Origin of the sequence: Mycolicibacterium parafortuitum, from assembly GCF_002086815.1 — a bacterium.
Lineage (GTDB): Bacteria > Actinomycetota > Actinomycetes > Mycobacteriales > Mycobacteriaceae > Mycobacterium > Mycobacterium parafortuitum.
On sequence record NZ_MVID01000027.1, the window covers coordinates 1 to 23493 of the forward strand.

Sequence of the window (23493 nt, forward strand, 5' to 3'; positions counted from 1 at the left end):
GCTCGGGGGCAGGCGTCGGCTCGGGGGCGGGCTGCTGCGGGAACGGGCGCGGCTGCGGTGCGGGCGCCACGGGTTCGACCGGTGCGCCGGGCGCACCCGGTTCGGGGCCTTCGGCGGGCATCTGCGGGATCGCGCCGGGAGGCATACCCGGGATGGCCCCGGGCGGCATGCCGGGGATGGCCCCCGGTGGCATGCCGGGGACGGCGCCCGGAGGCAGCTCGCCCGGCAGGAGGCCGTCGGGCTGGGTGTTCTCCTGTCCCGGCTGGACCGCCGGGATCGCGTGGACCACCGGGCGGATGTACAGCCGGGCGGTCTGGCCCAGGCTGCGGGCTTCGCTGGTGTCGTCGCCGGGCACCGTGATCACGAGGTTGTTGCCGTCGATGATCACCTCGGACCCGGACACGCCGAGACCGTCGACGCGGGCGCCGATGATCTGCTGGGCCTGGATCAGCGCATCGCGCGACGGCTCCGAACCGTCAGGCGTACGCGCGGTCAGGGTGACGCGCGTGCCACCTTGCAGGTCGATGCCCAGCTTGGGGTCGGGCTTCTTGTCCCCGGTGAGGAACACCAGCAGGTAGGCGCCGATGAGCAACACCAGGAACAGGCCCAGGTAGCGGGCAGGGTGAACCGTCGAAGACGATGCCACGTTTCAGGGTCTCCTCGAGATCAGGTCGTCAGCACCGCAAAGAGTACGTGCTGCCGCTGAGATTTCAGCCGTCAGTCTTTGTTCAAGTTCGGACGATCCGTGATCTCGGTGCCGGTCGACTCCAGGTCGGTGCCGGCGGCGTCGATGTCCTCGACGTCGTCGACGATGCGGTCACGCACCGCGAGCTTCATCCAGGTGGTGACGACACCGGGTGCGATCTCCACGTCGACGTAGTCGTCACCGATGCCGGTGATGGTGCCCTGCAGGCCCGACGTGGTGTGGATGCGGTCACCGATCTGCAGCGAGTTGTGCAGGTCGATCGTGGCCTGCATCGCCTTCTTCTGCCGCCGGGATGCGAAGTACATGAAGGCGCCCATGATGATGAGCAGGGGCAGGAATACGACCAGATCCATGGCGACAGCGTCTCTCTACGTTTCAGATTCTTCTTGGGGCGATGTTGTCTCTGCGAGCTCCCTGACCGCCCGCGGCGGAAGCCCGTCCCGAAGGACTCAGGTATCCAGTGTGCCATTGCGGCACGTTCCGGCGATGCCCCCGGGTCGACTCCGGACCGGACCGCCCCGCGGCCGGGGTCCGTGGGGCGAGCCCCGGCGCACACCCGGACGCCCATATCGCAACGAATTTCGTTGCCATCATGCGCCAGTAGTGACGATTCCGACATGAATTGCCACGGCCATCTACGGATCGGTGGCCGAAGCGGCTAGGCTCGGACCGCACACGGCAATCGTCGAACTCCATTCTCTACGGGTCCGTAGGAGGTTCCCTGTGAGCGCTCTCGAACAGAGCCGCCACCTCGCCACCGCAATCCCCGGGCCCCGTTCCGCGGCGCTGAGCGAACGCAAGAATGCCGCCGTGTCGCGCGGGGTCGGGACCACGATGCCCGTCTACGCGGCACGGGCGTTCGGCGGCATCGTCGAGGACGTCGACGGCAACCGGCTGATCGATCTCGGGTCGGGCATCGCGGTCACGACCGTCGGCAACGCCTCCCCGCTCGTGGTGGAGGCAGTCGCCGCCCAAGCGGCCGAGTTCACCCACACCTGCTTCATGGTCACCCCGTACGAGGGATATGTGGCGGTGGCAGAGGCGCTGAACCGGCTGACCCCCGGCGACGGCGACAAGCGCTCGGCGTTGTTCAACTCGGGATCCGAGGCGGTGGAGAACGCGGTCAAGATCGCCCGCGCCTTCACCCGCAAGCAGGCGGTCGTGTCGTTCGACCACGCCTACCACGGCCGCACCAACCTGACGATGGCGCTGACCGCGAAGTCGATGCCCTACAAGCACGGGTTCGGCCCGTTCGCGCCGGAGGTCTACCGGGCGCCGCTGTCGTATCCCTTCCGCGACGCCGAGTTCGGCGGCAAGGAGATCGCCACCGACGGCGAGCTGGCGGCGCGCCGCGCGATCACCGTGATCGACAAACAGGTCGGCGCGGACAACCTCGCCGCGGTGATCATCGAACCGATCCAGGGTGAGGGCGGCTTCATCGTTCCCGCCGAGGGTTTCCTGCCGACGCTGCTGGACTGGTGTCGCGCCAACGACGTCGTGTTCATCGCCGACGAGGTGCAGACCGGCTTTGCGCGCACCGGGGCGATGTTCGCCTGCGAGCACGAGCGCATCGTGCCCGACCTGATCGTCACGGCGAAGGGCATCGCCGGCGGCATGCCGCTGTCGGCGGTGACCGGCCGCGCCGAGATCATGGACGCCCCGCACGTGTCCGGGCTCGGCGGAACGTACGGCGGTAACCCGGTGGCGTGTGCGGCGGCGCTGGCCACCATCGAGACCATCGAGTCCGAGAACTTGGTCGCGCGCGCCGGGCAGATCGAGTCGCTGATGAAGGACAAGCTGCACCGGCTGCAGGCCGAGAACGACCGCATCGGCGACGTGCGCGGGCGCGGCGCGATGATCGCCGTCGAACTGGTCAAGCCGGGCACCACCGAACCCGACGCCGAGCTGGCCAAGAAGCTCAGCACCGCCGCGCACCAGGCCGGTGTGATCGTGCTGACGTGCGGGACGTACGGCAACGTGCTGCGTTTCCTGCCGCCGCTGGCGATCAGCGACGAACTGCTGCTCGAAGGCCTCGACATCCTCGAACTGATCCTGCGCGACCTGTAAGAAGGAGCTGATCCATGACCACCGTCAAGAACTTCATCGGCGGCGAGCTCGTCGACTCGACCAGCGGGGCGACCATGCCGCTGATCGACCCGAGCACCGGCGAGAAGTACGGCACCGCCCCGGTCTCCAATGAGCAGGACATCGACAACGCGTACGCGGCCGCCTCCGACGCGTTCAAGGAGTGGAAGAAGACCACCCCGTCGCAACGGCAGAAGGCGCTGCTCGGCTTCGCCGACGAGGTGGAACGCAACGCCGACGCGCTCGTCGCGGCCGAGGGCCGCAACACCGGCAAGCCCAACCATGTCACCGCCGTCGAGGAGATCCCCCCGATGGTGGACCAGATCCGGTTCTTCGCCGGGGCGGCCCGGGTGCTGGAGGGCAAGTCGGCCGGCGAGTACATGGCCGACCACACGTCGTGGATCCGGCGCGAACCCGTCGGCGTCATCGGCCAGGTGGCACCGTGGAACTACCCGATGATGATGGCGATCTGGAAGATCTGCCCGGCGCTGGCCGCGGGCAACACCGTGGTGATCAAGCCGAGCGACACCACCCCCGTCACCACGGTGATGCTGGCCGAGCTGGCCGCCAAGCACTTTCCGGCGGGCGTGCTCAACGTGGTGACCGGCGACCGGGTCACCGGCGCCAACCTCGTCGCGCACCCGACCCCGGAGATGGTCGCGATCACCGGTTCGGTGGCCGCGGGCAAGGCCGTCGCGGTCAGCGCCGGCGGCAACCTCAAGCGCACCCATCTCGAACTCGGCGGCAAGGCACCGGTGATCGTGTTCGACGACGCCGACCTGTCCGCCGCGGCGGAGGGCATCGCGACGGCGGGATACTTCAACGCCGGCCAGGACTGCACGGCAGCCACCCGGGTGCTGGCGTCGGCGTCGATCGCCGCGGATCTCACGGCCGCGCTGGCCGAGCAGGCCAAGGGTGCCACGACGACGTTCGGGCGTGCCGCCGACGACGAGGACGCCTGGGTGCCGCCGGTCAACAACGCCAACCAGCTGGAGCGGGTGCTGTCCTTCCTGTCCGACGTGCCGTCGCACGCGGACGTCGCCGCCGGCGGAAACCGTCAGGGCGACAAGGGTTTCTACGTGGAGCCGACGGTGATCGGCGGATTGCGCCAGGACGACCGGCTGATCCAGCAGGAGATCTTCGGCCCGGTGATCACGGTGCAGACGTTCACCGACGAGGAGCAGGCGATCGGATACGCCAACGGCGTCGAATACGGCCTGGCGTCCTCGGTGTGGACGAAGGATGTGTCACGTGCGCTGCGGGTGTCCAATGCGCTGGACTTCGGCTGCGTGTGGATCAACACCCACATCCCACTGGTCGCCGAGATGCCGCACGGCGGGTTCAAATCGTCCGGCCACGGTAAAGACCTGTCGATGTACGGCCTGGAGGACTACACCCGCATCAAGCACGTGATGGCCTACACGGGCTGAGCGGCCGCTCGGACGAAATCGACGAGGACGACCCGGATCTCGTCGGCGGTCAGACCGCCGCCGTCGAGATTGTGGTCGATCAGATCGGATACCAGGTCGTCACCGGGGCGCACGCAACGCTGCGCCACCAGCACGTCGAAGTAGGCGCCCAGCGCCTCGAGCACGGCCGGGTCGTCGAGGCGTTCGATCCACCGCGAGAGCCGCCACCAGTCCCGCACCGGCGCCCCGACGGCGGCCCACATCGCACTCAGTCGGGGACCGAGAACGACAGCCGCCACGTCTTCTTCTCGTGACCCGTCGTTTCGGGGAGCGTCCGTCCGTGAGCGCGACATGCGCGCCGCGAACAGATCGACGATCGCCGATGGTCGCGGTTCCACGAAAATCCAGGCTAGCCAGCGGTTTCGCCAAATCGCCTGTCCGGCCGCGGGATTGTGGCGCGAGTAACGCGCCGACGGTAGGTGTGACGTCCAACCTGGGCCTTCAGCGCGGGCGAAGCACACCCACAGTCGATTGGCAGCCCGCGACGGCCTCAGCACGGAATACATTTAGTTCGACTAACGTAGTTCGCGGTAGACGCAACGTCGCGCCGTCCCTCATCCGAATGCCTTTTCTCGAGGACGCGAAATGTCTACCGATACCCGTGAACAGCGGTTCGAACGCCGCACCGCCGATCTGCTCGCCCACGACCCCCAGTTCGCCGCGGCGGCACCGTCACCGGCCGTCACCGCAGCGATCGAAGAGCCCGGAATCCGGCTGCCCGAGGTCATCCAGACCGTATTGGACGGCTACGCGGACCGTCCCGCGCTGGCACAGCGCGCCGTCCGCTACGTCACCGACCCGCTCGACGGGCGGACCACCACCGAGCTGCTGCCCGAATTCGAGACGCTGACCTACGGCGAGCTGTCACGCCGCGTGCACGCCGTCGCCGCGGCCCTGACCGAGGTGGCACCCGGGGACCGTGTCGCGGTGCTCGGTTTCACCAGCGTCGACTACGCGATCATCGACATCGCCCAGCCGGTACGCGGCGCCGTCGCGGTCCCGCTGCAGACCGCGGCGCCGGTCACCTCACTGACGCCGATCCTCGCCGAGACCGAACCGGTGGTGATCTTCTCCGCGGTCGACTACCTCGACGACGCCGTCGAACTCGCGCTGGGTGCGCCCTGGGTGCGCCGCCTGGTCGTATTCGACCTGCTGCCCCGCGTCGACGCCCACCGCGACGCGCTGGACGCCGCACGGCGGCGCCTCCAGAACGCGGGCAGCCCGATCAGTGTGGTGACACTGGCTGAGCTCATCGACGCCGGCACCGCCGAACCCGCGGGGCCGACGTACGTATCCCCCGACCCCGACCCGCTGTCGCTGTTGATCTACACCTCGGGCAGCACCGGTGCGCCCAAAGGGGCGATGTACACCGAGCGCCTGGTGGCCAACGCGTGGCGGCCGTCCAACCGGATGAACTGGGGCGAACGCGGTAGCCACCCGTCGATCACCCTGAACTTCATGCCGATGAGCCACGTGATGGGGCGCATGCTGCTCTACGGCACGCTCGGCTCCGGCGGCACCGCGTATTTCGCGGCCAGGAGCGATCTTTCGACGTTCCTGGAGGATCTGGCGCTGGTCCGGCCGACGCAGCTGTCGTTCGTACCGCGGATCTGGGACACGATCGTCGCCGAGGTCACCAAGGAACTCGACCGTCGCCCCGGCGAGCGGGAGGCGGTGTTCGCCGAGCTTCGGCACCGCATGCTCGGTGGCCGCTACCTGTTGGCGATGACGGGATCGGCACCGCTGTCACCGGAGTTGCGCGCGTTCGTCGAGGAATTCCTCGACCTGCACCTGACCGACGGCTACGGCTCGACCGAGGCCGGCGCGGTGTTCGTCGACGGCCAGGTGCAGCGTCCGCCGGTACTCGACTACAAACTCGTCGACGTCCCGGATCTCGGATACTTCCGCACTGACCGCCCGCATCCGCGCGGCGAGCTTCTCGTCAAGTCCGACACCCTGTTCCCCGGGTACTACAAGCGGCCGGAGATCACCGCCGAGATGTTCGACGAGGACGGGTACTACCGCACCGGAGACGTGGTCGCCGAGCTCGCTCCCGATCAGCTGGCCTATCTGGACCGGCGCAACAACGTGCTCAAGCTGTCGCAGGGCGAGTTCGTCACCGTCTCCAAGCTCGAAGCGGTGTTCGGTGACAGCCCCGTCGTCCGCCAGATCTTCCTGTACGGCAACAGCGCCCGGTCCTACCTGCTGGCGGTGGTCGTGCCGACCGAGGCGGCACTGTCCGGCGGGGATGTGAAAAGCGTTGTCGCAGAATCGCTCCAGGACATCGCGAAGGCCGCGAATCTGCAGTCCTATGAGATCCCGCGGGACTTCCTGATCGAGACCACACCGTTCACGCTGGAGAACGGACTGCTCACCGGCATCCGCAAGCTGGCCCGGCCGCGACTCAAGGACCACTACGGGGCACGCCTGGAGGCGCTGTACTCCGAACTGGCCGACGGACAGGAAGACGAGTTGCGCGCACTGCGGCGCGACGGTGCCCGGCGCCCGACCCTGGAGACGGTGAGCCGTGCCGCGGCCGCACTGCTCGGCACGGCCGCAGGGGATCTACGGTCCGATGCGCACTTCACCGACCTCGGCGGGGATTCGCTGTCCGCGCTGACCTACGCGAACCTGCTGCACGACATCTTCGACGTCGACGTCCCGGTCGGGGTGATCGTCAGCCCGGCCACCGATCTGGCCGCCGTGGCATCGTTCATCGACACCGAGCGGGAAACCGCCTCCGGGCGGCCCACCTTCGCGTCGGTGCACGGCCGCGACGCATCCCAGGTACACGCGCGCGACCTGACGCTGGACAAGTTCCTCGACGCGACGACCCTGGCGCAGGCATCCGGTATTCCCGGCCCGAGGCCGGAGGTGCGGACCGTGCTGCTCACCGGCGCGACCGGCTTCCTGGGCCGCTACCTGGCGCTGGAGTGGCTGCAGCGACTGGCGCTGGTCGGTGGCACGCTGATCTGTCTAGTCCGCGCGAAAGACGATGCCGCAGCGCGGGATCGGCTGGACAGCACCTTCGACAGCGGCGACCCGGCACTGACGGAGCACTACCGCCGGCTGGCCGCCGATCACCTGCAGGTCATCGCCGGCGACAAGGGCGAACCCGACCTCGGGCTCGACCGCGACACCTGGCAGCGCCTCGCCGACACCGTCGACCTCATCGTCGACCCCGCCGCGCTGGTCAACCATGTGCTGCCCTACAGCCAGCTGTTCGGGCCGAACGCGGTCGGCACCGCAGAACTGATCCGCGTGGCGCTGACCACCCGGCAGAAGCCCTACCTCTACGTCTCCACGATCGGGGTCGGCGCGGGCGTCGCACCGGACCGGTTCACCGAGGACGGCGACATCCGCGAGATCAGCCCGACCCGGCAGGTCGACGACACGTACGCCAACGGGTACGGCAACAGCAAGTGGGCCGGTGAGGTGCTGCTGCGGGAGGCCCACGACCTGTGTGGGCTGCCGGTGGCGGTGTTCCGCTGCGACATGATCCTGGCCGACACGAGCTATGCCGGTCAGCTCAACGTGCCCGACATGTTCACCCGGCTGATCCTCAGCCTGGTCGCCACCGGTGTCGCACCGAATTCGTTCTATCTGCTCGACCCCGCTGGACACCGCCAACGAGCCCATTACGACGGTCTCCCGGTCGAATTCATCGCCGAGGCGATCTCGACGCTCGGGGCCGACGTGGCAAGCGAATCCCCGACCGGATTCGAGACCTACCACGTGATGAATCCGTATGACGACGGCATCGGGCTCGACGAATACGTCGACTGGTTGATCGAGTCCGGCTACCCGGTGCACCGGGTCGGTGACTACGACACCTGGTTGCAGCGGTTCACCGCGGCGATCAACGCGCTGCCGGAACGCCAGCGGCAGGCGTCACTGTTGCCACTGCTGCACAACTACCAGCACCCGGAAACCCCACTGCGGGGTTCGCTCGCACCGACGGAACATTTCCGTAAGGCGGTGCAGGACGCGAAGATCGGCCCGGACAAGGACATCCCGCACGTGAGCCGGCAAATCATCGTGAAGTACGTGACGGACCTGGAGCTGCTCGGGATTCTGTAGCGGACGCTCAGACCGGAAGCGTGTTGTGCGTCTCGCGGCGTCGCCGCCCGAACAGCGACGGGCGGCGACGGCGCACGGGCTCGGTCACCGCATCGGAATTCTCCCACGGCCGGGCGTCGGTCGCGACGGGCGCCGGGTCGGCGACGGCCTGCGGATCCCGGTGGGCTTCGCGGTAGGCGATGTCGCGGGCGGTGCGCACCGACAAGCGGCCGGCGGCCAGCGCAGCCAGGAAGATGATCAGCGCGCCGAGCCCGGAGAAGTAGGTCAGTTCCAGCCACACCCGTTGCGCCTCGGTGGCCGCGACGGGCTCCCCCGCGCTGCCGAGACCGAGCGGTCCGGCCACGGCGCGTCCGACGACGAACCAGGCGCCGGCGGCGAGCGCCATCCAGCTGCCGAGCATCGCGGTAGCCCGGTTACGGGAAACGAACAGCAGCAGGCCGCCGACGATTGCCACCAGGCCGGGCAGCACCTGCAGCCAGCCCCGCCCGGTGGTCCACGCCCACGGCCGGTCCGGGCTGAACGCGAAGTCGAAGAACGGTCCCACGAACGGCACCAAGGCACCCCAGACGCCCAGGGCCACGATGAGTAGGCCGCTGACGGCGCCCCGGCTGCGTGGAATCTGCATCGTGCCCCGGCGAGTCCGGGTCGTCGTATCGTCCATCGGTCCTCCTCGGTCGATACCCAGCGCATACCCAGACTGTGGCGCCGGTAACCCGGGGACCGGGGCCGGACGCTAGACCGCGAGGGCGAGCAGGAGCAGCACGATCGCGAGGAACGGGAACAGTCCCTGGGACACCGCGGCGCGGGCCTTGTCGCGTGCCGACACGACCAGCACGACCGCCGCGGCCAGCATCGATCCGACACCGGCGAACACCAGCGCGAGCCCGACCGCGGTCGCCCCGCTGAACGCGGCGACCACACCGATGAGCGTGACGATGCCGAGGAACAGGTTGTAGAACCCCTGGTTGAAAGCCAGCAACCGGGTGCTCTCCGCCTCCTCGGCGGTCATCCCGAACACCTCCCGGGTGCGGCTGGAGGTCCAGGTCATCGACTCCATCACGAAGATGTAGCCGTGCAGGACGGCGGCCAGTACCGCCACGATCAGACCCGCTGTCAGCATGTGCCCACCTCTGTCAGTCGAACTGTCAGTCGAACAGGCCCGTCTGTCCGAGGCCCACGGCCCCGGCCGGCGGGGTCATCCCGAGATGTTTCCATGCCAGCGCCGTCGCGACCCGGCCGCGCGGGGTTCGCGCGATCATCCCGGCGCGCACCAGGAACGGCTCGCACACCTCCTCGACGGTGGTCGCCTCCTCACCGACGGCCACCGCGAGCGTCGACACCCCGACCGGTCCGCCGCCGAAGCTGCGGGTCAGCGCCAACAACACCGCGCGGTCGAGGCGGTCGAGCCCGAGTTCGTCGACGTCGTAGACCTCCAGTGCGGCCTTGGCGATGTCGCGGGTGATGACCCCGTCCGCGCGCACCTCGGCGTAGTCGCGGACGCGGCGCAACAGCCGGTTCGCGATGCGCGGCGTGCCCCGGGACCGACGGGCGATCTCCGCACCAGCCTCGGCGCCGAGTTCGATGCCGAGGATGCCTGCCGAACGGGCCAGCACACGCTCCAGCTCGGCGGGATCGTAGAAATCCATGTGGGCGGTGAAGCCGAAACGATCCCGCAGCGGGCCGGTCAGCGCCCCTGACCGGGTGGTCGCCCCGACCAGGGTGAACGGCGCCACCTCCAGCGGGATCGACGTCGCCCCTGGGCCTTTGCCGACGACGACGTCGACCCGGAAGTCCTCCATCGCCAGGTAGAGCATCTCTTCGGCGGGCCGCGCGATGCGGTGGATCTCGTCGATGAACAGCACGTCGCCCTCGATCAGGTTCGACAGCATCGCGGCCAGATCTCCGGCGCGTTCCAGCGCCGGACCCGAGGTGACCCGCAAGGACGAACCGAGTTCGGCGGCGATGATCATCGCCAGCGACGTCTTGCCCAGCCCGGGCGGACCGGACAACAGGATGTGATCGGGTGTACCGCCGCGGTTCTTGGCACCCTCGAGGACCAGCTGCAACTGCTCGCGCACCCGCGGTTGCCCGATGAACTCGCCCAGCGACCGCGGGCGCAGGCTGGCGTCGACGTCGCCTTCGCCGACGGTCAGCGCCGGCGACACCTCGCGCTCTTCGGGTTCCTCCGCCGAATCCCCTGGAAAACGGCCCACGCTCCTACTTCTTCCCCAATATCGACAGCGCCGCGCGCAGCGTCGCGGACGTGCTGGCATCCGGATCGCCGGCCAGCACCTTGTCGGTGGCCTCCTCGGCCTGCTTCTGCGCGAAGCCGAGCCCGATCAGCGCCTCGACGACCGGACCACGGACACCGTGCCCGCCGACCGCGGCCGATCCGGCGGCGGTGCTCGACCCGACCTTGTCCCGCAGCGTGAGCACCAGCAACTCCGCGGTCTTCTTGCCCACCTTCGGGATTCGCGTCAGAGCGGCGACGTCGCCGCCACCGATCGCCTGGCGCAGCGTCGGGCCGTCATACATGGCCAGCGCGCCCAGCGCGATGCTCGGTCCGATCCCGGAGACCCCGAGCAGGGTCAGGAACAGGTCGCGGGCATCGGTGTCGGCAAAGCCGTAGAGGGTCTGCGAATCCTCTCGCACGATCATCGCGGTGATCAGCTTGGCCTCGCTGCCACGGCGCAACGTCGCGAGCGTGGCCGGGGTGGCCATCACCTTGTAGCCGACGCCGGCCGCCTCGATCACGACGTGATCGAGCGCGATGTCGGTGACCTCACCGCGCACCGACGCGATCACCGTGCGCTCCGGGCACTCCGGCGGGCCTCCGCTTTCAACGTGTGAGCCTTCAGGGTGGCCTGGTACTTGCGGCGCTGCTCGGCCGCCAGTTCCTCGGCCGCGGCCATCCGCGAGATCATCGGTGCGCGCCAGCAGTGACAGATCGCGAGCGCGAGCGCGTCGGCGGCATCGGCCGGCGTGGGTTTCTGCTGCAGCGCAAGGATTCTGGTGACCATCTCGGTGACCTGGGCCTTGTCGGCGCGGCCGTTGCCGGTCACCGCGGCTTTCACCTCGCTCGGCGTGTGGAAGTGCACATCGATGTCGCGGCGCGCGGCCGCAAGCGCGATCACCCCGCCCGCCTGAGCGGTGCCCATCGCCGTGTTGGCGTTCTGGTTGGCGAACACCCGCTCGACCGCGAGGACGTCGGGCCGGTGCGTGTCGAGCCAGTGCTCGACGGCGTCGCTGATCGCCAGGAGCCGGTGCGCCAGCGGGTGGTCGGCCGGCGTGCGCACCACGTCGACGTCGAGCGCGGTCACCTGGCGGCCGCGCCCGCTCTCGATGACCGACAGCCCGCACCGCGTCAGCCCGGGATCGACTCCCATCACCCGCACGCCGACTCCTCCTTTGTGAACATTTGTTCGAGAGCTTAACGGCTGGGACCGACGGCGCCGGGTAGGACACGCTCAGCGGGCGTCGACGGCGACGCGCGTTCCGGTGCGGGGCGCGAGCGCGATCCCGCGGTACTGCGGAGCCATCGTCGCGCCGGTGGCCAGTAGTGGCGCGACGTCGCGCATCGCGCGGGCCAGCAGGAACGCCCCCTCCAGCCCGGCGATCAGCGCCGTCGTGACCTGACGCGCCAGGGGTTCGTCGAGTCCGCGGGACGCGAAGTATGCCGCCCCTCCGTCGATCCACGCGGTGAAGACGTCGCACGTCGCCGAGCGCAACTCCTCGACCGTGTCGGCCACCTCGCCGGCGACGCTGGCCACCGGGCACATGTTGGCGAAGCCGGTATCGGCCATATCGTGCGCCGCCTGGGTGAAGACGCCGTCGATCGCGGCGCCGAGGTCGGTGTAACCGTCGACGACCGTGGGGATCAGCAGGCCGTAGGCGAGGCCGGCGTTGGCCAGTGCCTCGCGGGCGATCTGCACCTTCCCGCCGCGGAAATGGTGATACAGCGAGCCGATCGGCGCGCCCGCAGCCTCGGCGAGGTCCTTCATGCTCACCCCCGCGTAGCCCTTGCGGCGCATCAGCTCCGCGGCCGCCGTCACGATCGATTCCCGCGTCGACCTTGCCATGCCCACCTCCGCGTGTCAGGCTAGAGCATACATTCTAGAACGATCATTCTATTGGAGGCGCCATGAAGACGGTGCAGGTCACGGCAGGCGCTCTGGAGTACCGCGAGGAGGGTGACCCCAGCGGTCGGCCGGTGGTCCTCCTGCACGGCCTGCTGATGAACGACGCGCAGTGGAACCTCGCGCTGCCACACCTGCCGCCCGGGTTCCGCTACCTGCTGCCGGTGCTGCCGCTGGGTGGACACCGCGTCCCGATGCGCGACGACGCGGACCTGACGCTGGGCGGCATGGTCGGCGTCGTCGCCGACTTCCTCGACGCGTTGGACCTCGACGACGTCACGCTGGTCGTCAGCGACTGGGGCGGGCCGCTGTTCCTCACCGACCTCGGCCGCGACCACCGGGTGTGCGCGCTGGTGGTGTGCCCGTCGGAGGCGTTCGACAACTTCCCACCGGGCCTGCCCGGCAAGGTCGCCTGGTTGGCCTCCCGCACCACGGGCACGGTGCGGCTGGCGCTGCGCCAACTCAGGATCGGATGGTTGCGCCGCCGGCGCCTGATCTTCGGGATGATGGCGAAACGCGATGTCGCGCAACCGATCGTCGATTCGTGGACGCGGGGCGGTCTCGCCTCGGCGGGGGTGCGCCGCGACCTGGTCAAGTACTGCCGCACAAGGTTCGACAGCACGGACCTGATCCGGGCCACCGAGCGGCTCGCCGCGTTCGACCGGCCGGCGCTGGTGCTGTGGAGCGACAACCCCGTGATGCCCGCCGAGCACGGCCGGCGGCTCGCAGACCTGTTACCCCAGGGCCGGTTGCAGAAGATCGACGACGCCTACGTGCTGGTGATGCTCGACCAGCCCGAGCGCACGGCCCATGCGATCGGCCAGTTCCTGACGGTCACTGCGAATCGCTGAGCTGCAACCTCTGCGCCAGCGTGCCGGCCTCGGCCTCGGCGGCGAGTTCGGCGATGCGCTCCCCCGACTTGCGCCATCCGCGCACCCGCTCGCGGCCCACCTTCTCGCCCTCGCGCAGGATCTGCACCGTCCAGGACACGCCCAGCCACTTGGCCGCCAGCCACAACGGCCACATCAGCATGAACGGCAGCATGATCAGGAAGAACACCGCGTCCAGCGTCGCAAAGCCCGACTCCCACGGCAACGTCCGCCACCACCAGCGCCGGATCGTCCACGTCCAACCGTCATCGTCGACGACTCTCTTCATGGGGCGTGGCATCTTTCGGTCGGCGGGGCGGTCGAACGGATTATGCCCCGCACACCCGCCCGGATGTCAGCCGAATGACGCGCGCGGCGCCCCGATTCCCCGGTCGATGGTGACCGGCCCGGCAGCCGACGGCGTCACCGGGAAGTCGAAGATCGCGGTCGGGATGTACACCGTGGCACACGCGTTCGGAATGTCGACGACACCCGACAGCCGGCCTTCGATCGGCGCCGCGCCCAGCAGCAGGTAGGCCTGCTCGGGGCTGTACCCGAACTTCGTCAGGTAGTCGATCGCGTGCAGGCACGCCCGCTGGTAGGACAGATGCGAGTCCAGATAACGCTGTTCGCCGTCGAGGGTGACCGACGTGCCGGAGAAGGCCAGCCATTCGGAGTACTGCGGGTCGGTGTTGCCGGGCATGAAGATCGCGTTCTCGGTGACGCCGTAGGTCTCCATCCCGCCGGGGATGACGTCGACCCGCAGATCGATGAACCCGCCCATCTCGATGGCGCCGCAGAACGTGATCTCACCGTCGCCCTGGGAGAAGTGCAGGTCTCCGACCGACAGGTTCGCCCCGTCGACGAACACCGGGTAGAACACCCGGCTGCCCTTGGTCAGGTTCTTGATGTCCTGGTTGCCGCCGTTCTCGCGCGGCGGCGCGGTGCGGGCGGCCTCGGCGGCGGCCTTGGTGAACGCGTCGCCGGTCAGTGCGCCGAGGATCGCGTCCTGCGGCTCGGGCGGCAGCGCCAGCGGCGGCACCCGGTCCGGGTCGGTGGCGATCAGTGCGGCCTCGCGGGTGTTCCATGTCGCCAGCAGACCGGCCGACGGCGCTGTGCCCATCAGACCGGGGTGCACGATGCCGGTGAACTCGACATGCGGGACGTGGCGCGAGGTGGCCTTCTGGCCGGAGAAATCCCAAATCGCCTTGTAGGCATCGGGGAACTGCTCGGTGAGGAATCCGCCGCCGTTCTGCGTCGGGAAGATGCCGGTGTAGCCCCAGCCCTGGCCGGCGAGCGGACCCGAATCCTCCTGCGGGATCGGTCCCACGTCGAGGATGTCCACGATCAGCAGGTCGCCGGGCTTGGCACCCTCGACCGCGATCGGACCGGACAGCACGTGGACGGTGGTCAGCGGCGCGTTGAGGATGTCCTCGGCCGAGTCGTCGTTGTGGATCGCCCCGTCGAACCACTCCCGGCAGTGCACCCGGAACGAATCCCCCTTTTTGACCGTGACGGCGGCCGGGATGTCGGGGTGCCAGCGGTTGTGGCCGAGCTTCTGCTGCTCGGTGAACTTTTTCGTGGAGTCGAGCGGAAAGACGATGTCCGGCATGGTTTTCCCTTCAGGGTCGTGGGAGTTTGCGGTGCAGTGGGTTGGTCGTGACCTTGCGCCCGGGCGCCTTCCGCGGCGGTGCGGAGACGACCCCGGGAGTGTCGGCCGTGCTTCGGGTGGCGTCGTGCAACGCCATCGCCGTTCCTGCGGAACGGCCCAGGTTGGGAGCGGCGATCATCCGGCGGGCCCGCCCCTGACACGTCGGGCAGGTGATCTCGTCGGGCCGGCTCTGCATCGGATGCATCTGTTGTATGACGGCACAGCCTGATCGACAACGAAATGCGTAGAGGATCAAAGCATTTCCCTCGGCGGTCGCAGGGGTGGAGCGGGAGTGAAAGCCACCCTACCCAGGGTCACCGGTATGCGCGGGGCGGATGGACAACCCCACAGGAAATGGGTGCGGTGGTGTATCCGGCTACAGGGCGGAGGCCGTCACCCGTCGCGGTGGGGCGAACGCGGAGGCCGCATTGGCCCGGTAAAACCCTTGTCCTGGACTACTTTTGGGGCATGACGAGCGCCCGCGGGCTGGGCCCGCTCCCCCATACCCATATTGCGCGCCGCCCACAGGGCGATCCGGAAATTGATGCGGTCGCCCTCGTCGAGGGGGTTGGCCCCGGTCAGCTCGGCGATCTTCGCCAGCCTGTTGCGCAAGGTGTTGACATGCACGTAGAGCTGGCTGGCCGCCGCTGAGATGTCATTGCCCGGCGCCAGGAATGCTTCCAAAGACGACACCAGAAAGGCATTGGCCGTCTTGTCGTGTTCGACCAGTGGCACCAGCAGCCGCTGGACGAAGGGCACCAGCCGAACCTTCGGGACCGCCGCCAGCAGGCCTTCGACCGTGGCTATCTCGTCGATGTGCACCACCCGGCGGCGTCTGGCCGCCTCCTGCAGCGCCTCCAGCGCTTCCGGGATCGCCCGCGCCATCGACTGTGGGTCGGCGCCCAGCGCCACGCCGCAGACCAGCTCCGAAGCGGCCAACTCGGCCTGGAACTCCGGCGTGTGCGGGCACAGCGCCACGATGCGCTCGCCGAGCAGGGCCACCGCCGCGCGGTGACGGTCGACCAGGGCGTGCACGCGGGTGTGGAGTTCAGCGGGAAACGCGCAGACCGCCACCGGCGCGCCGCTCAGGCCGTGCCGGGCGAGCGCGGCCTCCACCGGCCCCACCCCCAGCGTGCCGGCCATGAACCACCGCAGCATCGATCCGAGATCGCGTTCACCGGCCTCGACGTCCCGATCGGCCGCCCGCCGGGAGTCGACCCAGTCGATGATGCGGCGAAACGGCACCCCGGGACGCTGTATCAGCAGGGGCAGCCGGCGCTTGGTACACGACTGGACGAGCGGGGCCGGCAGATCGTCGAAGACATCGCCGATGCCGATCACCAGGCCGGTGACCCGGCGCTCGGCGAGGATCGACACGTACCGGTCGATCGCGGCCTCCGGCTGGCCGAGGACGGGCACGCCCACACTGAGGATGAGCTCCTCACCCATCAGGTACGGGGACGGGTCGGCCAGCTCGGTCGGATAGACGAACCTGATGGGCCGGGCCAGATCCGCGGTCGGGACGACGATCTCGACGTGCAGACTCGGTTCGGTGAGCATCTCCCCGATGCTGGCCGTGCCGCTGTGGGGTCCCGCGGCCACGGTCACGCCGTCGTCGACCTCCTGACCACCGATGGTCATCGCGACGCTCGTACTGCCATGTCAGCGAAGTCTAAGCGGCCGGGTGCCGGGTTCCATCACAGATCGAGTGTGAGCTTCGCTCCGCGTTCGGCACGTGAGACACAGATCATCATCGACGCGTTGGCGCGCCGCTCGTCGTCGCTGAGGAGATCGTCGCGATGGTCGACCCGACCGGAGAGCACCTTCGTCTCACATGTTCCGCAGAAACCGCTGGTGCAGGAGAAGGGCGTGTCGGGTGCCACCGCGAGTACCGCGTCGAGCACGCTCTGGTCCGCCGGCACCGTGACGGTGACGCCGGTGCGCGCGAGTTCGACCTCGAACGCCCCGTCCTCGGCGGCGGCCGTCGCGGCGGGGGTGGCCGCGGTGAACTGTTCGATGTGTAGCGGCAGGTCAGGATAGCGAGCCGCGATCTCCCGGACCGCTGACAGCATGGCCGGCGGTCCGCAGCAGTACACCGCGGTGCCGGCCGGGCTCTCGGCGAATGCCCCCTCGAGGTCGGGCAGCCCGACCTCGTCCTGGGGGTGGAGGGCGACCGCGTCGAGGCCGGCGAGCCGGTCGGTGAACGCCATCGCGGTGCGACTGCGCCCGCCGTAGAGCAGCGTCACCGCCGGTGGCTGCGGTCGCGACCGCAGCTCCTCGACCATCGCCAGGATCGGGGTGATCCCGATCCCCCCGGCCAGCAGCAGGTACCTCGGCGCGTCGACCAGCGCGAAATCGTTTCGCGGCTCCCCCACTTCCAGCACGTCACCGAGGCGTATCCGGTCGTGCACTTCCCGTGAGCCGCCCCGGCCGTCGTCGACCTTCAGCACCGCGATGGTGTAGCTGTGCGGGTCGCCGGGCGACCCGCACAGCGAGTACTGACGCACCGTCCCCGACGGGAGCGTGACGGGGATGTGGGCCCCGGCGCTCCAGTCCGGGAGCCGGTCCCCGGTCGGGCTGCGCAACTCGACGGAGATGACGGCGTCGGCTTCCAGTCGCAGTTGGGTGACGCGCAGCCTCATTGGGGTACGTGGCCGTTGGGTGCCACCGACTCCGGGACGCGGGCCTGCTGGATGGTCTGCACGGCGAACTGCGTCGCACGGCGGTAGTTCAGCGTGTAGATGTCCGCGGGCGCCGAAACCTCGACCGCCTGGCCGGCCAGCGGCACCTCCTTGGGGTCGAGACCCTCCAGGACGGGCGTGTCCTCGTTGAAGACCTTGGTCTCGATCTCCAGGATCTCGTCGACGCTGCCGCCGCGGAAGTCCTTGTCGGTGGCCACACCCCAGAAGATGATGCACTTGTCGTAGCTGACCGGCGACGGAAAGTCGACGAGGTAGCGCTTGCCGGTCTCGGGACCGAAGTAGTACAGGATGGTCGCCATACCCGGCGCGTACGAGTGATAGTGCATCCACGCGTCACCGACGTCGGAGAAGTCCGAGTCCGGCACCTGGCGGTAGAAGTAGGACGCCCACACCTCGCGACCCTCGCGCTTGACGTCCAGGTCGGTGACGACCGGGTCCACATCACCCATCGACGGTTCGTGCACGAACGGGAAGTGCGCCATGTCGCGGAAGTTCTCCGTGGCGGCCATGAACCCGCATTCGGCATGGATCGGTTCTGCTGCACGCCAAGACAATTCGAGACCCTCGATCTCCGGCGGGTTGGGGATGTCGAAGACCGGGTCGCCCAGGCAGGTCCACACGTGCTCGAACCGCTCGATCACCGGGTAGGACTTGATCGCGGCCTTGGGCGGGATGCGGCCGTCCGCGGGCAGGGACGGGATGCGGTTGCAGACACCGGTGCTGCCGTCGAACTCCCAGCCGTGGTACGGACACGCGATGCTGTCGCCGACCACCTTGCCGTCGGCGAGATTGCCACCGCGGTGGATGCACCGGCGGTCGGTGACCCGCGCGGTACCGGTCGAGTCGCGGAACACCACCAGGTTGTGGTCCAACAGCGTGGCCGACTGCGGGGTGTCGATGTCTTCGGACCGTGCCACCACGAACCAGACGTGCTGGTAGGCCTCGCGCAGTTTCCCGGGGGTCAGTGCATCCTGATTCATCGTTGCTCTCCTGTCGATGGGGCTGTCACGGGTTCGAAGTCGGGACGGGTCAACGTGCGCGGTGTCAGCTGCTGGGTCCGCACGTGGTCGGCGATCTCGGCCATTCCCGCCACCCATACGTCGTCCATGCCGCACACCTCGGCGATGAACTCCCGCAGCGCCGCCGCCCGGCCGGGCCGGCCGCTGAGGAACGGATGATTGGTCAGAATCCAGGCACCGCCGATGTCGCGCATCGCGTCGAGTTCGCTTCGCCACAGCTCCATCGCCTTGGCCGGCGTCTCGATCAGCCCGGTGCCGGAGAAGTCCGGGACGAAGCAATACTGCAGCCAGTCGTCGAGTGCCCAACTGACCGGCAGCTCCACCAGAGACCCCGCACCGGCAACGGCCAGCTCGTAGGGATGGTCGGAGTCCATCAGCGTCGAGTCGTAGGTGAAGCCGAAGTCCGCCAGCACCTTCGGGGTGTGCCAGTTCATCTCCCACATCGGGGCGCGGTACCCCGTCGGCCGGACTCCGGCGACCTCGTCGAGTGCCGTCAGCCCGCGCTCCATGATCGCGCGCTCGGTGTCCTCGTCGACACCGACCAGGGACTCGTGCAGGTAGCCGTGGTGGGCGATCTCGTGACCGGCACGCGCGATGGACCGGATGGCCTCAGGATGGCGCTCGGCGGTGTACCCCGGGACGAAAAAGGTTCCGGGAACCGAGAACTCGTCGAGGATGCCGAGCAGGCGCGGGACTCCCACCAGGGGGCCGTAGGCCTGGTGGGACATCGTGCCCATCCGGTCGGCGTAGGCGGAATCGGTGCTCAGCAGCGGGGATTCGGCATCGACGTCGAAGGTGAACGCGACGGCGCAGCGCTTCCCATTTGGCCAGGACACAGGTTGCGCGGGGGTCAGGGCGGTCATTTGCGTGCCTTTCTTCCGAACACGGACAGGAACTCCCAGGTGACGTTGGCCGCCGCGACGGCGGTGATCTCGGCGTGGTCGTAGGCCGGTGACACCTCGACGACGTCGACGCCGACCAGGTTCACCCCGTCGAAGCCGCGCACGACCTCCAGGAGTTCGCGGCTGGTCATCCCGCCGGCCTCCGGCGTCCCGGTGCCCGGCGCATGGGCCGGGTCGAGCACGTCGATATCGACCGACACGTATACCGGTGCATCACCGACCCTTTCGCGAATGCGGTCGATGATTCCGTCGCTGCCGAGCGTGCCGATGTCGCGACAGGTGATGCAGGAGAATCCGAAGTTCGCGTCGTCGACGAGATCCTGCTTGTCGTAGATGGACCCGCGGACCCCGACGTGCAGGCTCTTGTCGAGCAGCAGCCCCTCCTCGAAGGCGCGCCGGAACGGCGACCCGTGGGTGATGTCGGCGCCGTAGTAGCTGTCCCAGGTGTCGAGGTGGGCATCGAAGTGCACCAGTGCCACCGGACCGTGGACGGCGTGCACGGCGCGCAGCGACGGCAGCGCCACCGAGTGGTCACCGCCGAGGATCACCGCCCGGGTGCCGTTCTCCAGCAGGGCGGTCAGCTCCGCGGCGGTCTGGTCGACGGCCGCGACGATGTCGAACGGATTGCACGCGATGTCACCGGCGTCGGCGAACTGGCACACCTCGAAGGGTTTGATGTCCAGTTCCGGGTTGTAGCCGCGGATCAGCCGGGAGGCCTGGCGAATCGCGTTGGGGCCGAAGCGCGCTCCAGGCCGGTAGGTGACCGCGCTGTCGAACGGCACGCCCACGACGACGACGTCGGCGCGCGCCACGTCCTCGAGCCTGGGCAGCCGCGCGAAGGTGGTCCACCCGGCGTATCGCGGTTGGACCTGAGGGTCGACCGCGCCCACGATCGGCGGACGTCCTGTGTCGTTGTTCATCAATGTGCCTTTCCTAGACGCGATTACGAGAGAGTCCACCGTCGACGTTGACCACCTGGCCGACCGCCGCACCCAGCCGGCGCTGGCAGAGCAGGCCGATGGTCCGGGCCACCTCGGTGACGCTGCCCCGACGCCCGACGGGAGGCAGGCCGGCGCCTCCGGCCACGTCGCACACCGCCCATTCGGACTCCACGGCGCCGACGGCGACGGCGTTGACGCCGATCCCGAACCGACCGAAGTCGCGGGTCAGCGATTTGGTCAGGGCCGCGATGCCGCCCGCCGCCGTGGCGACCGCGGCCAATTCCGGCCCGCCGACGTGCCAGCGCGAGGTCGTCAGCACCATCCGTCCGCCGTCGCCCGCGTCGCGCATGTGCTCGGCGGTGGCCTGGGCGAACAGGAAGGTACCGGTGAGAGTGGCATCGACGTGCGCCCAGAAGTCGTCCATGGACTGTGCGGTGAGCGCGGCGACGTGGGGCAGCGCGTGCGCGGTGACCAGCGTGTCGAGGCCACCCATCGCCTCGGCAGCCTGTGCGACGGCGGCGCGTACGGCCGTGCTGTCGGCGGGGTCGGCGACGATCGTCAGCGCCTCCGCCGACGTTCCGGCAGGCGATCCGCAGGTGCCGACGGTGCTCGCGCCGCCCGCGCGAAAGTGATCCCGCACCGCCGCGCCGAGCTCGGTGTCCACACCCGTGATCAGGACGCGCTGTTGTTCGACCATGCTCAGATCACCGTTCCGCTGTTGACCGACAAGACTTCTCCGCACAGGAAGAGGTCTTCTTCGAGCAGGGCCCGCACCAGTTCGGCCACCTCTTCCGGCGTGGCGATACGACGCGCGGGCAACGTCTCGAGGAACTTCTCGGCGCGCTCCCACGAATCGGCGGGCAGCAGTGGCGTGTCACACGGCCCGGGTGCCACGGCGTTGACGATCACGCCGTCGGCCGCCACCTCGGCGGCGACGCTGCGCAACAACGACAGCGCGGCAGCCTTGGCGGCGGCGTAGTGGGCGTCGTTGCTGCCCCCGCCGATGGCCCGTTCGGAGGCGATCCCGACGATCCGGCCCTGTTTGCGGGACTGCATCTGCGGCAGCACCGCCCGGCACACGTGGGCCAGCCCGCCGACGTGCACCCTCAGCATCCGCTGCCAGGACGCCGGATCGATGTCCAGCGCCGGGATCTCCTCGTAGTGACCCGCACAGATCACGGCGGCGTCGATCTGCCCGAGGGCGGCCTCGATCTGTGCCACCGCCCCGAGCACCGCCTGCTCGTCGGCGACGTCGGCGGTGAGCCACATGTCGGTGTCGGGCGCGGGTTCGCGGGAGATCGATGCGACGGTCCACCCGCATTCGGCGAGCCGGGCGGCGATGGCGGCACCGATGCCGCTGCCGGCGCCGGTCACCACGGCGACCGGGGCGCTCATACGAGTTCGGCTTCCGACGCCGACCGCGGTTCGCCGTCCAGTGCGCCCGGCGGCTGCTGGCCGACCTTGCGGACCTTCACGATCACAAGGCCCAGTGCGAGGATCGCGCCCATCGCCACGAAGAACGCCCAGTTGATGAACCACGCGTCGGACACTGTGCGGGGCCAGACGATGTTGACGAACGCGAATCCCGCCCACAGGACCGCCATCAGCGCCACCGGGAGGCTGAGCTTACCCAGATGCCAGGGTCCCGGCACCCACGTACCACGCAGGCGCGCAACCAATCCCGTGACCAACGGGAACAGGAAGGCGAGGTAGTAACCCCCGGCGGTGAAGGTGACCAGCACCGAGTAGACGTCGGTGGCCGAGATCAGATAGACCACGGCGCCGATCACGGTGGTGACCAGGATCGCGGTGACCGGCTGGGCTTCCGCCTTGGACAGTTTCGACAGCACCCGGGAGCCCGGCAGCACCCTGTCCCGGGCGAAGGCCCAGATGACCCGCGACGCCGAGGCCTGCAGGGCCAGGAAGCTCGCCAGGAAGCCGATCACGAAGGCGAGCAGGATCGGCTTGACCCAGGATTCGCCCAGCGCGGTCCCGAGGACGTAGGTGACCGGATCGGAGACCTCACCGGAGGTGATCTTGTCGAAGTCCGGCACGGCCAGCGTGACCGCAAGCGACGCGTAGGCGATGACGATGGCGATGAACGACACCGAGAACAGCATCGCTTTGGGGACGTTGCGCTGCGGCTCCTTGACCTCTTCGGCGATCGCTCCAGCACTTTCGAAGCCGAGGATCGACCAGCTGGTGAACGCCAGGGCCGCCAGGAACGGTCCGGAAAGATAGGCCCACGACCATCCGCTGCTGAGGTCGATCCCCTGCACGATGACGTCGAGGCCGTGGTGGCGGTGGAAGATCAGCAGGTAGGTGCCGAGCCCGACCGAGGCCACGATCTCGGCGATGATGCTGCCCAGCATCAGGGTTTTCAGGAAGACGCGGCCGGCGATGTTCGCGGCGGTACCCGCCAGCAGGATCAACAGCGCGATGATGCTCTGCTGCACCGCGGTCGGGCTGGCGATTCCGACCAGCTCCGCCAGGAAGCCTGCGCCGCCGTAGGCGACCGTGGCCATGATGATGACCAGGGCCCACATGTACACCCAGCCGGCGAACCAGCCGGTCACCTCTCCGGCGAGCCGTTTGGTCCACTGGTAGATCGACCCTTCGAACGGCCACCGTGACACCAGCTCCGCGAATGCCAGCGCGACGATGAACTGTCCCGTCCCGACGATGACGAAGGTCCACCAGAAGCCGGGGCCCGCTGTCGCCAGCGACAGCCCGTAGATGCCGTACATCGCCACGATCGGCGAGATGAACGCGAAAGCGAACGCGAAGGCCGACCACAACGAGAACTCACGCTTCAGTTCTGTTGGTGCCGAACCATTTTCACTACTTTCCACCATCTGGTGTCCCTTTCGCCGCCTCAAGTTCAGGAAAGTATGTGCACGACGGCAACCGTCCGGCATCCTCAGCGGGCAAGC

At 68.8% G+C, this 23493-nt stretch carries 23 protein-coding genes and 1 pseudogene; 4 read left to right on the forward strand and 20 right to left on the reverse strand.

Annotated elements, in window-relative coordinates; translation table 11 throughout:
- Both BST38_RS23215 and yajC read right to left on the reverse strand, forming a co-directional pair.
- Positions 1-646 (reverse strand): annotated as a pseudogene (locus tag BST38_RS23215) (protein translocase subunit SecD); the annotation flags it as partial.
- A gap of 71 nt (positions 647-717) precedes the next feature.
- Positions 718-1059: a preprotein translocase subunit YajC gene (yajC, locus tag BST38_RS23220; protein ID WP_083145850.1), complete on the reverse strand. Its 342-nt coding sequence runs from the start codon at positions 1057-1059 to the stop codon at positions 718-720.
- Between the two features lie 370 nt (positions 1060-1429).
- On the opposite strand from yajC, the gene gabT reads away from it, so the two are divergent.
- Together gabT and BST38_RS23230 are read left to right on the forward strand one after the other, a co-directional pair.
- Positions 1430-2773, forward strand: coding sequence for a 4-aminobutyrate--2-oxoglutarate transaminase (gene gabT, locus BST38_RS23225; RefSeq protein ID WP_083145851.1), 1344 nt, complete (start codon positions 1430-1432; stop codon positions 2771-2773).
- Between the two features lie 14 nt (positions 2774-2787).
- Entirely contained in the window at positions 2788-4221 is a 1434-nt protein-coding gene (locus BST38_RS23230; protein ID WP_083145852.1) for a gamma-aminobutyraldehyde dehydrogenase, read from the forward strand.
- Here the strand turns inward: BST38_RS23230 and BST38_RS23235 are convergent.
- Complete coding sequence (locus tag BST38_RS23235) at positions 4209-4499, reverse strand: hypothetical protein (protein ID WP_133057256.1); 291 nt, start codon at positions 4497-4499, stop codon at positions 4209-4211. The genes BST38_RS23230 and BST38_RS23235 overlap by 13 nt on opposite strands.
- 346 nt (positions 4500-4845) lie before the next feature.
- On the opposite strand from BST38_RS23235, the gene car reads away from it, so the two are divergent.
- A complete protein-coding gene (gene car / locus BST38_RS23240) occupies positions 4846-8340 on the forward strand; it encodes a carboxylic acid reductase (protein WP_083145853.1) in 3495 nt (1164 codons plus the stop codon).
- 7 nt (positions 8341-8347) lie between these two features.
- Here the strand turns inward: car and BST38_RS23245 are convergent, their stop codons facing one another.
- The 6 genes from BST38_RS23245 to BST38_RS23270 all read right to left on the reverse strand — a co-directional run bounded on the left by BST38_RS23245 (position 8348) and on the right by BST38_RS23270 (position 12419).
- Entirely contained in the window at positions 8348-9001 is a 654-nt protein-coding gene (locus tag BST38_RS23245) for a hypothetical protein (RefSeq protein ID WP_083145854.1), read from the reverse strand.
- Between the two features lie 72 nt (positions 9002-9073).
- Positions 9074-9460: a DUF1304 domain-containing protein gene (locus BST38_RS23250; protein WP_083145855.1), complete on the reverse strand. Its 387-nt coding sequence runs from the start codon at positions 9458-9460 to the stop codon at positions 9074-9076.
- A 25-nt stretch (positions 9461-9485) separates the two neighbouring features.
- The gene (gene ruvB / locus BST38_RS23255; protein WP_083145856.1) at positions 9486-10553 is read right to left on the reverse strand and encodes a Holliday junction branch migration DNA helicase RuvB; all 1068 of its coding nucleotides are present in this window, start codon (positions 10551-10553) and stop codon (positions 9486-9488) included.
- Positions 10554-10557: 4 nt separating this feature from the next.
- Entirely contained in the window at positions 10558-11145 is a 588-nt protein-coding gene (ruvA, locus tag BST38_RS23260; RefSeq protein WP_083145857.1) for a Holliday junction branch migration protein RuvA, read from the reverse strand.
- Entirely contained in the window at positions 11142-11735 is a 594-nt protein-coding gene (gene ruvC / locus BST38_RS23265) for a crossover junction endodeoxyribonuclease RuvC (protein WP_083145858.1), read from the reverse strand. Before ruvC ends, ruvA begins: the two co-directional genes overlap by 4 nt.
- A gap of 72 nt (positions 11736-11807) precedes the next feature.
- Complete coding sequence (locus BST38_RS23270; protein WP_083145923.1) at positions 11808-12419, reverse strand: TetR/AcrR family transcriptional regulator; 612 nt, start codon at positions 12417-12419, stop codon at positions 11808-11810.
- 62 nt (positions 12420-12481) lie between these two features.
- Here BST38_RS23270 and BST38_RS23275 point away from each other — a divergent pair, with 62 nt between their 5' ends.
- Entirely contained in the window at positions 12482-13327 is an 846-nt protein-coding gene (locus tag BST38_RS23275) for an alpha/beta fold hydrolase (protein WP_083145859.1), read from the forward strand.
- Here BST38_RS23275 and BST38_RS23280 read toward each other — a convergent pair.
- From BST38_RS23280 to BST38_RS23330, 11 genes are all read right to left on the reverse strand, one after another.
- Complete coding sequence (locus BST38_RS23280; protein WP_083145860.1) at positions 13311-13634, reverse strand: hypothetical protein; 324 nt, start codon at positions 13632-13634, stop codon at positions 13311-13313. The genes BST38_RS23275 and BST38_RS23280 overlap by 17 nt on opposite strands.
- A gap of 66 nt (positions 13635-13700) precedes the next feature.
- Positions 13701-14957, reverse strand: coding sequence for a formamidase (gene fmdA / locus BST38_RS23285; RefSeq protein WP_083145861.1), 1257 nt, complete (start codon positions 14955-14957; stop codon positions 13701-13703).
- 10 nt (positions 14958-14967) lie between these two features.
- The gene (locus tag BST38_RS23290) at positions 14968-15201 is read right to left on the reverse strand and encodes an FmdB family zinc ribbon protein (protein WP_237160894.1); all 234 of its coding nucleotides are present in this window, start codon (positions 15199-15201) and stop codon (positions 14968-14970) included.
- A 188-nt stretch (positions 15202-15389) separates the two neighbouring features.
- Complete coding sequence (locus tag BST38_RS23295; RefSeq protein WP_083145862.1) at positions 15390-16637, reverse strand: PucR family transcriptional regulator; 1248 nt, start codon at positions 16635-16637, stop codon at positions 15390-15392.
- A 56-nt stretch (positions 16638-16693) separates the two neighbouring features.
- Positions 16694-17638 carry a PDR/VanB family oxidoreductase gene (locus BST38_RS23300; protein ID WP_083145863.1) on the reverse strand — a complete coding sequence of 315 codons (945 nt, stop codon included), beginning with the start codon at positions 17636-17638 and terminating at the stop codon, positions 16694-16696.
- Entirely contained in the window at positions 17635-18678 is a 1044-nt protein-coding gene (locus tag BST38_RS23305) for a Rieske 2Fe-2S domain-containing protein (protein ID WP_083145864.1), read from the reverse strand. Before BST38_RS23305 ends, BST38_RS23300 begins: the two co-directional genes overlap by 4 nt.
- The gene (locus BST38_RS23310; RefSeq protein WP_083145865.1) at positions 18675-19580 is read right to left on the reverse strand and encodes a polysaccharide deacetylase family protein; all 906 of its coding nucleotides are present in this window, start codon (positions 19578-19580) and stop codon (positions 18675-18677) included. The genes BST38_RS23305 and BST38_RS23310 overlap by 4 nt, the downstream gene beginning before the upstream one ends.
- Positions 19577-20539, reverse strand: a complete 963-nt coding sequence (gene speB, locus BST38_RS23315) for an agmatinase (protein WP_083145866.1) — start codon at positions 20537-20539, stop codon at positions 19577-19579. Before speB ends, BST38_RS23310 begins: the two co-directional genes overlap by 4 nt.
- 13 nt (positions 20540-20552) lie before the next feature.
- On the reverse strand, positions 20553-21257 hold the full coding sequence (locus BST38_RS23320) for an SDR family NAD(P)-dependent oxidoreductase (RefSeq protein WP_083145867.1): 705 nt from the start codon (positions 21255-21257) through the stop codon (positions 20553-20555).
- Positions 21258-21259: 2 nt separating this feature from the next.
- Entirely contained in the window at positions 21260-21955 is a 696-nt protein-coding gene (locus BST38_RS23325; protein WP_083145868.1) for an SDR family NAD(P)-dependent oxidoreductase, read from the reverse strand.
- A complete protein-coding gene (locus tag BST38_RS23330; RefSeq protein WP_083145869.1) occupies positions 21952-23415 on the reverse strand; it encodes an amino acid permease in 1464 nt (487 codons plus the stop codon). The genes BST38_RS23325 and BST38_RS23330 overlap by 4 nt, the downstream gene beginning before the upstream one ends.
- Positions 23416-23493: the final 78 nt, after the last annotated feature.

Excerpts from the sequence above, each read along its gene's own strand:
- yajC (WP_083145850.1), bottom strand. The coding sequence starts at position 1,059 with ATGGATCTGGTCGTATTCCTGCCCCTGCTCATCATCATGGGCGCCTTC.
- BST38_RS23230 (WP_083145852.1), top strand. The coding sequence starts at position 2,788 with ATGACCACCGTCAAGAACTTCATCGGCGGCGAGCTCGTCGACTCGACC.
- car (WP_083145853.1), top strand. The coding sequence starts at position 4,846 with ATGTCTACCGATACCCGTGAACAGCGGTTCGAACGCCGCACCGCCGAT.
- BST38_RS23245 (WP_083145854.1), bottom strand. The coding sequence starts at position 9,001 with ATGGACGATACGACGACCCGGACTCGCCGGGGCACGATGCAGATTCCA.
- BST38_RS23250 (WP_083145855.1), bottom strand. The coding sequence starts at position 9,460 with ATGCTGACAGCGGGTCTGATCGTGGCGGTACTGGCCGCCGTCCTGCAC.
- BST38_RS23270 (WP_083145923.1), bottom strand. The coding sequence starts at position 12,419 with ATGGCAAGGTCGACGCGGGAATCGATCGTGACGGCGGCCGCGGAGCTG.
- BST38_RS23275 (WP_083145859.1), top strand. The coding sequence starts at position 12,482 with ATGAAGACGGTGCAGGTCACGGCAGGCGCTCTGGAGTACCGCGAGGAG.
- BST38_RS23280 (WP_083145860.1), bottom strand. The coding sequence starts at position 13,634 with ATGAAGAGAGTCGTCGACGATGACGGTTGGACGTGGACGATCCGGCGC.
- fmdA (WP_083145861.1), bottom strand. The coding sequence starts at position 14,957 with ATGCCGGACATCGTCTTTCCGCTCGACTCCACGAAAAAGTTCACCGAG.
- BST38_RS23290 (WP_237160894.1), bottom strand. The coding sequence starts at position 15,201 with ATGCATCCGATGCAGAGCCGGCCCGACGAGATCACCTGCCCGACGTGT.
- BST38_RS23295 (WP_083145862.1), bottom strand. The coding sequence starts at position 16,637 with ATGACCATCGGTGGTCAGGAGGTCGACGACGGCGTGACCGTGGCCGCG.
- BST38_RS23300 (WP_083145863.1), bottom strand. The coding sequence starts at position 17,638 with ATGAGGCTGCGCGTCACCCAACTGCGACTGGAAGCCGACGCCGTCATC.
- BST38_RS23305 (WP_083145864.1), bottom strand. The coding sequence starts at position 18,678 with ATGAATCAGGATGCACTGACCCCCGGGAAACTGCGCGAGGCCTACCAG.
- BST38_RS23310 (WP_083145865.1), bottom strand. The coding sequence starts at position 19,580 with ATGACCGCCCTGACCCCCGCGCAACCTGTGTCCTGGCCAAATGGGAAG.
- speB (WP_083145866.1), bottom strand. The coding sequence starts at position 20,539 with ATGAACAACGACACAGGACGTCCGCCGATCGTGGGCGCGGTCGACCCT.
- BST38_RS23320 (WP_083145867.1), bottom strand. The coding sequence starts at position 21,257 with ATGGTCGAACAACAGCGCGTCCTGATCACGGGTGTGGACACCGAGCTC.
- BST38_RS23325 (WP_083145868.1), bottom strand. The coding sequence starts at position 21,955 with ATGAGCGCCCCGGTCGCCGTGGTGACCGGCGCCGGCAGCGGCATCGGT.
- BST38_RS23330 (WP_083145869.1), bottom strand. The coding sequence starts at position 23,415 with ATGGTGGAAAGTAGTGAAAATGGTTCGGCACCAACAGAACTGAAGCGT.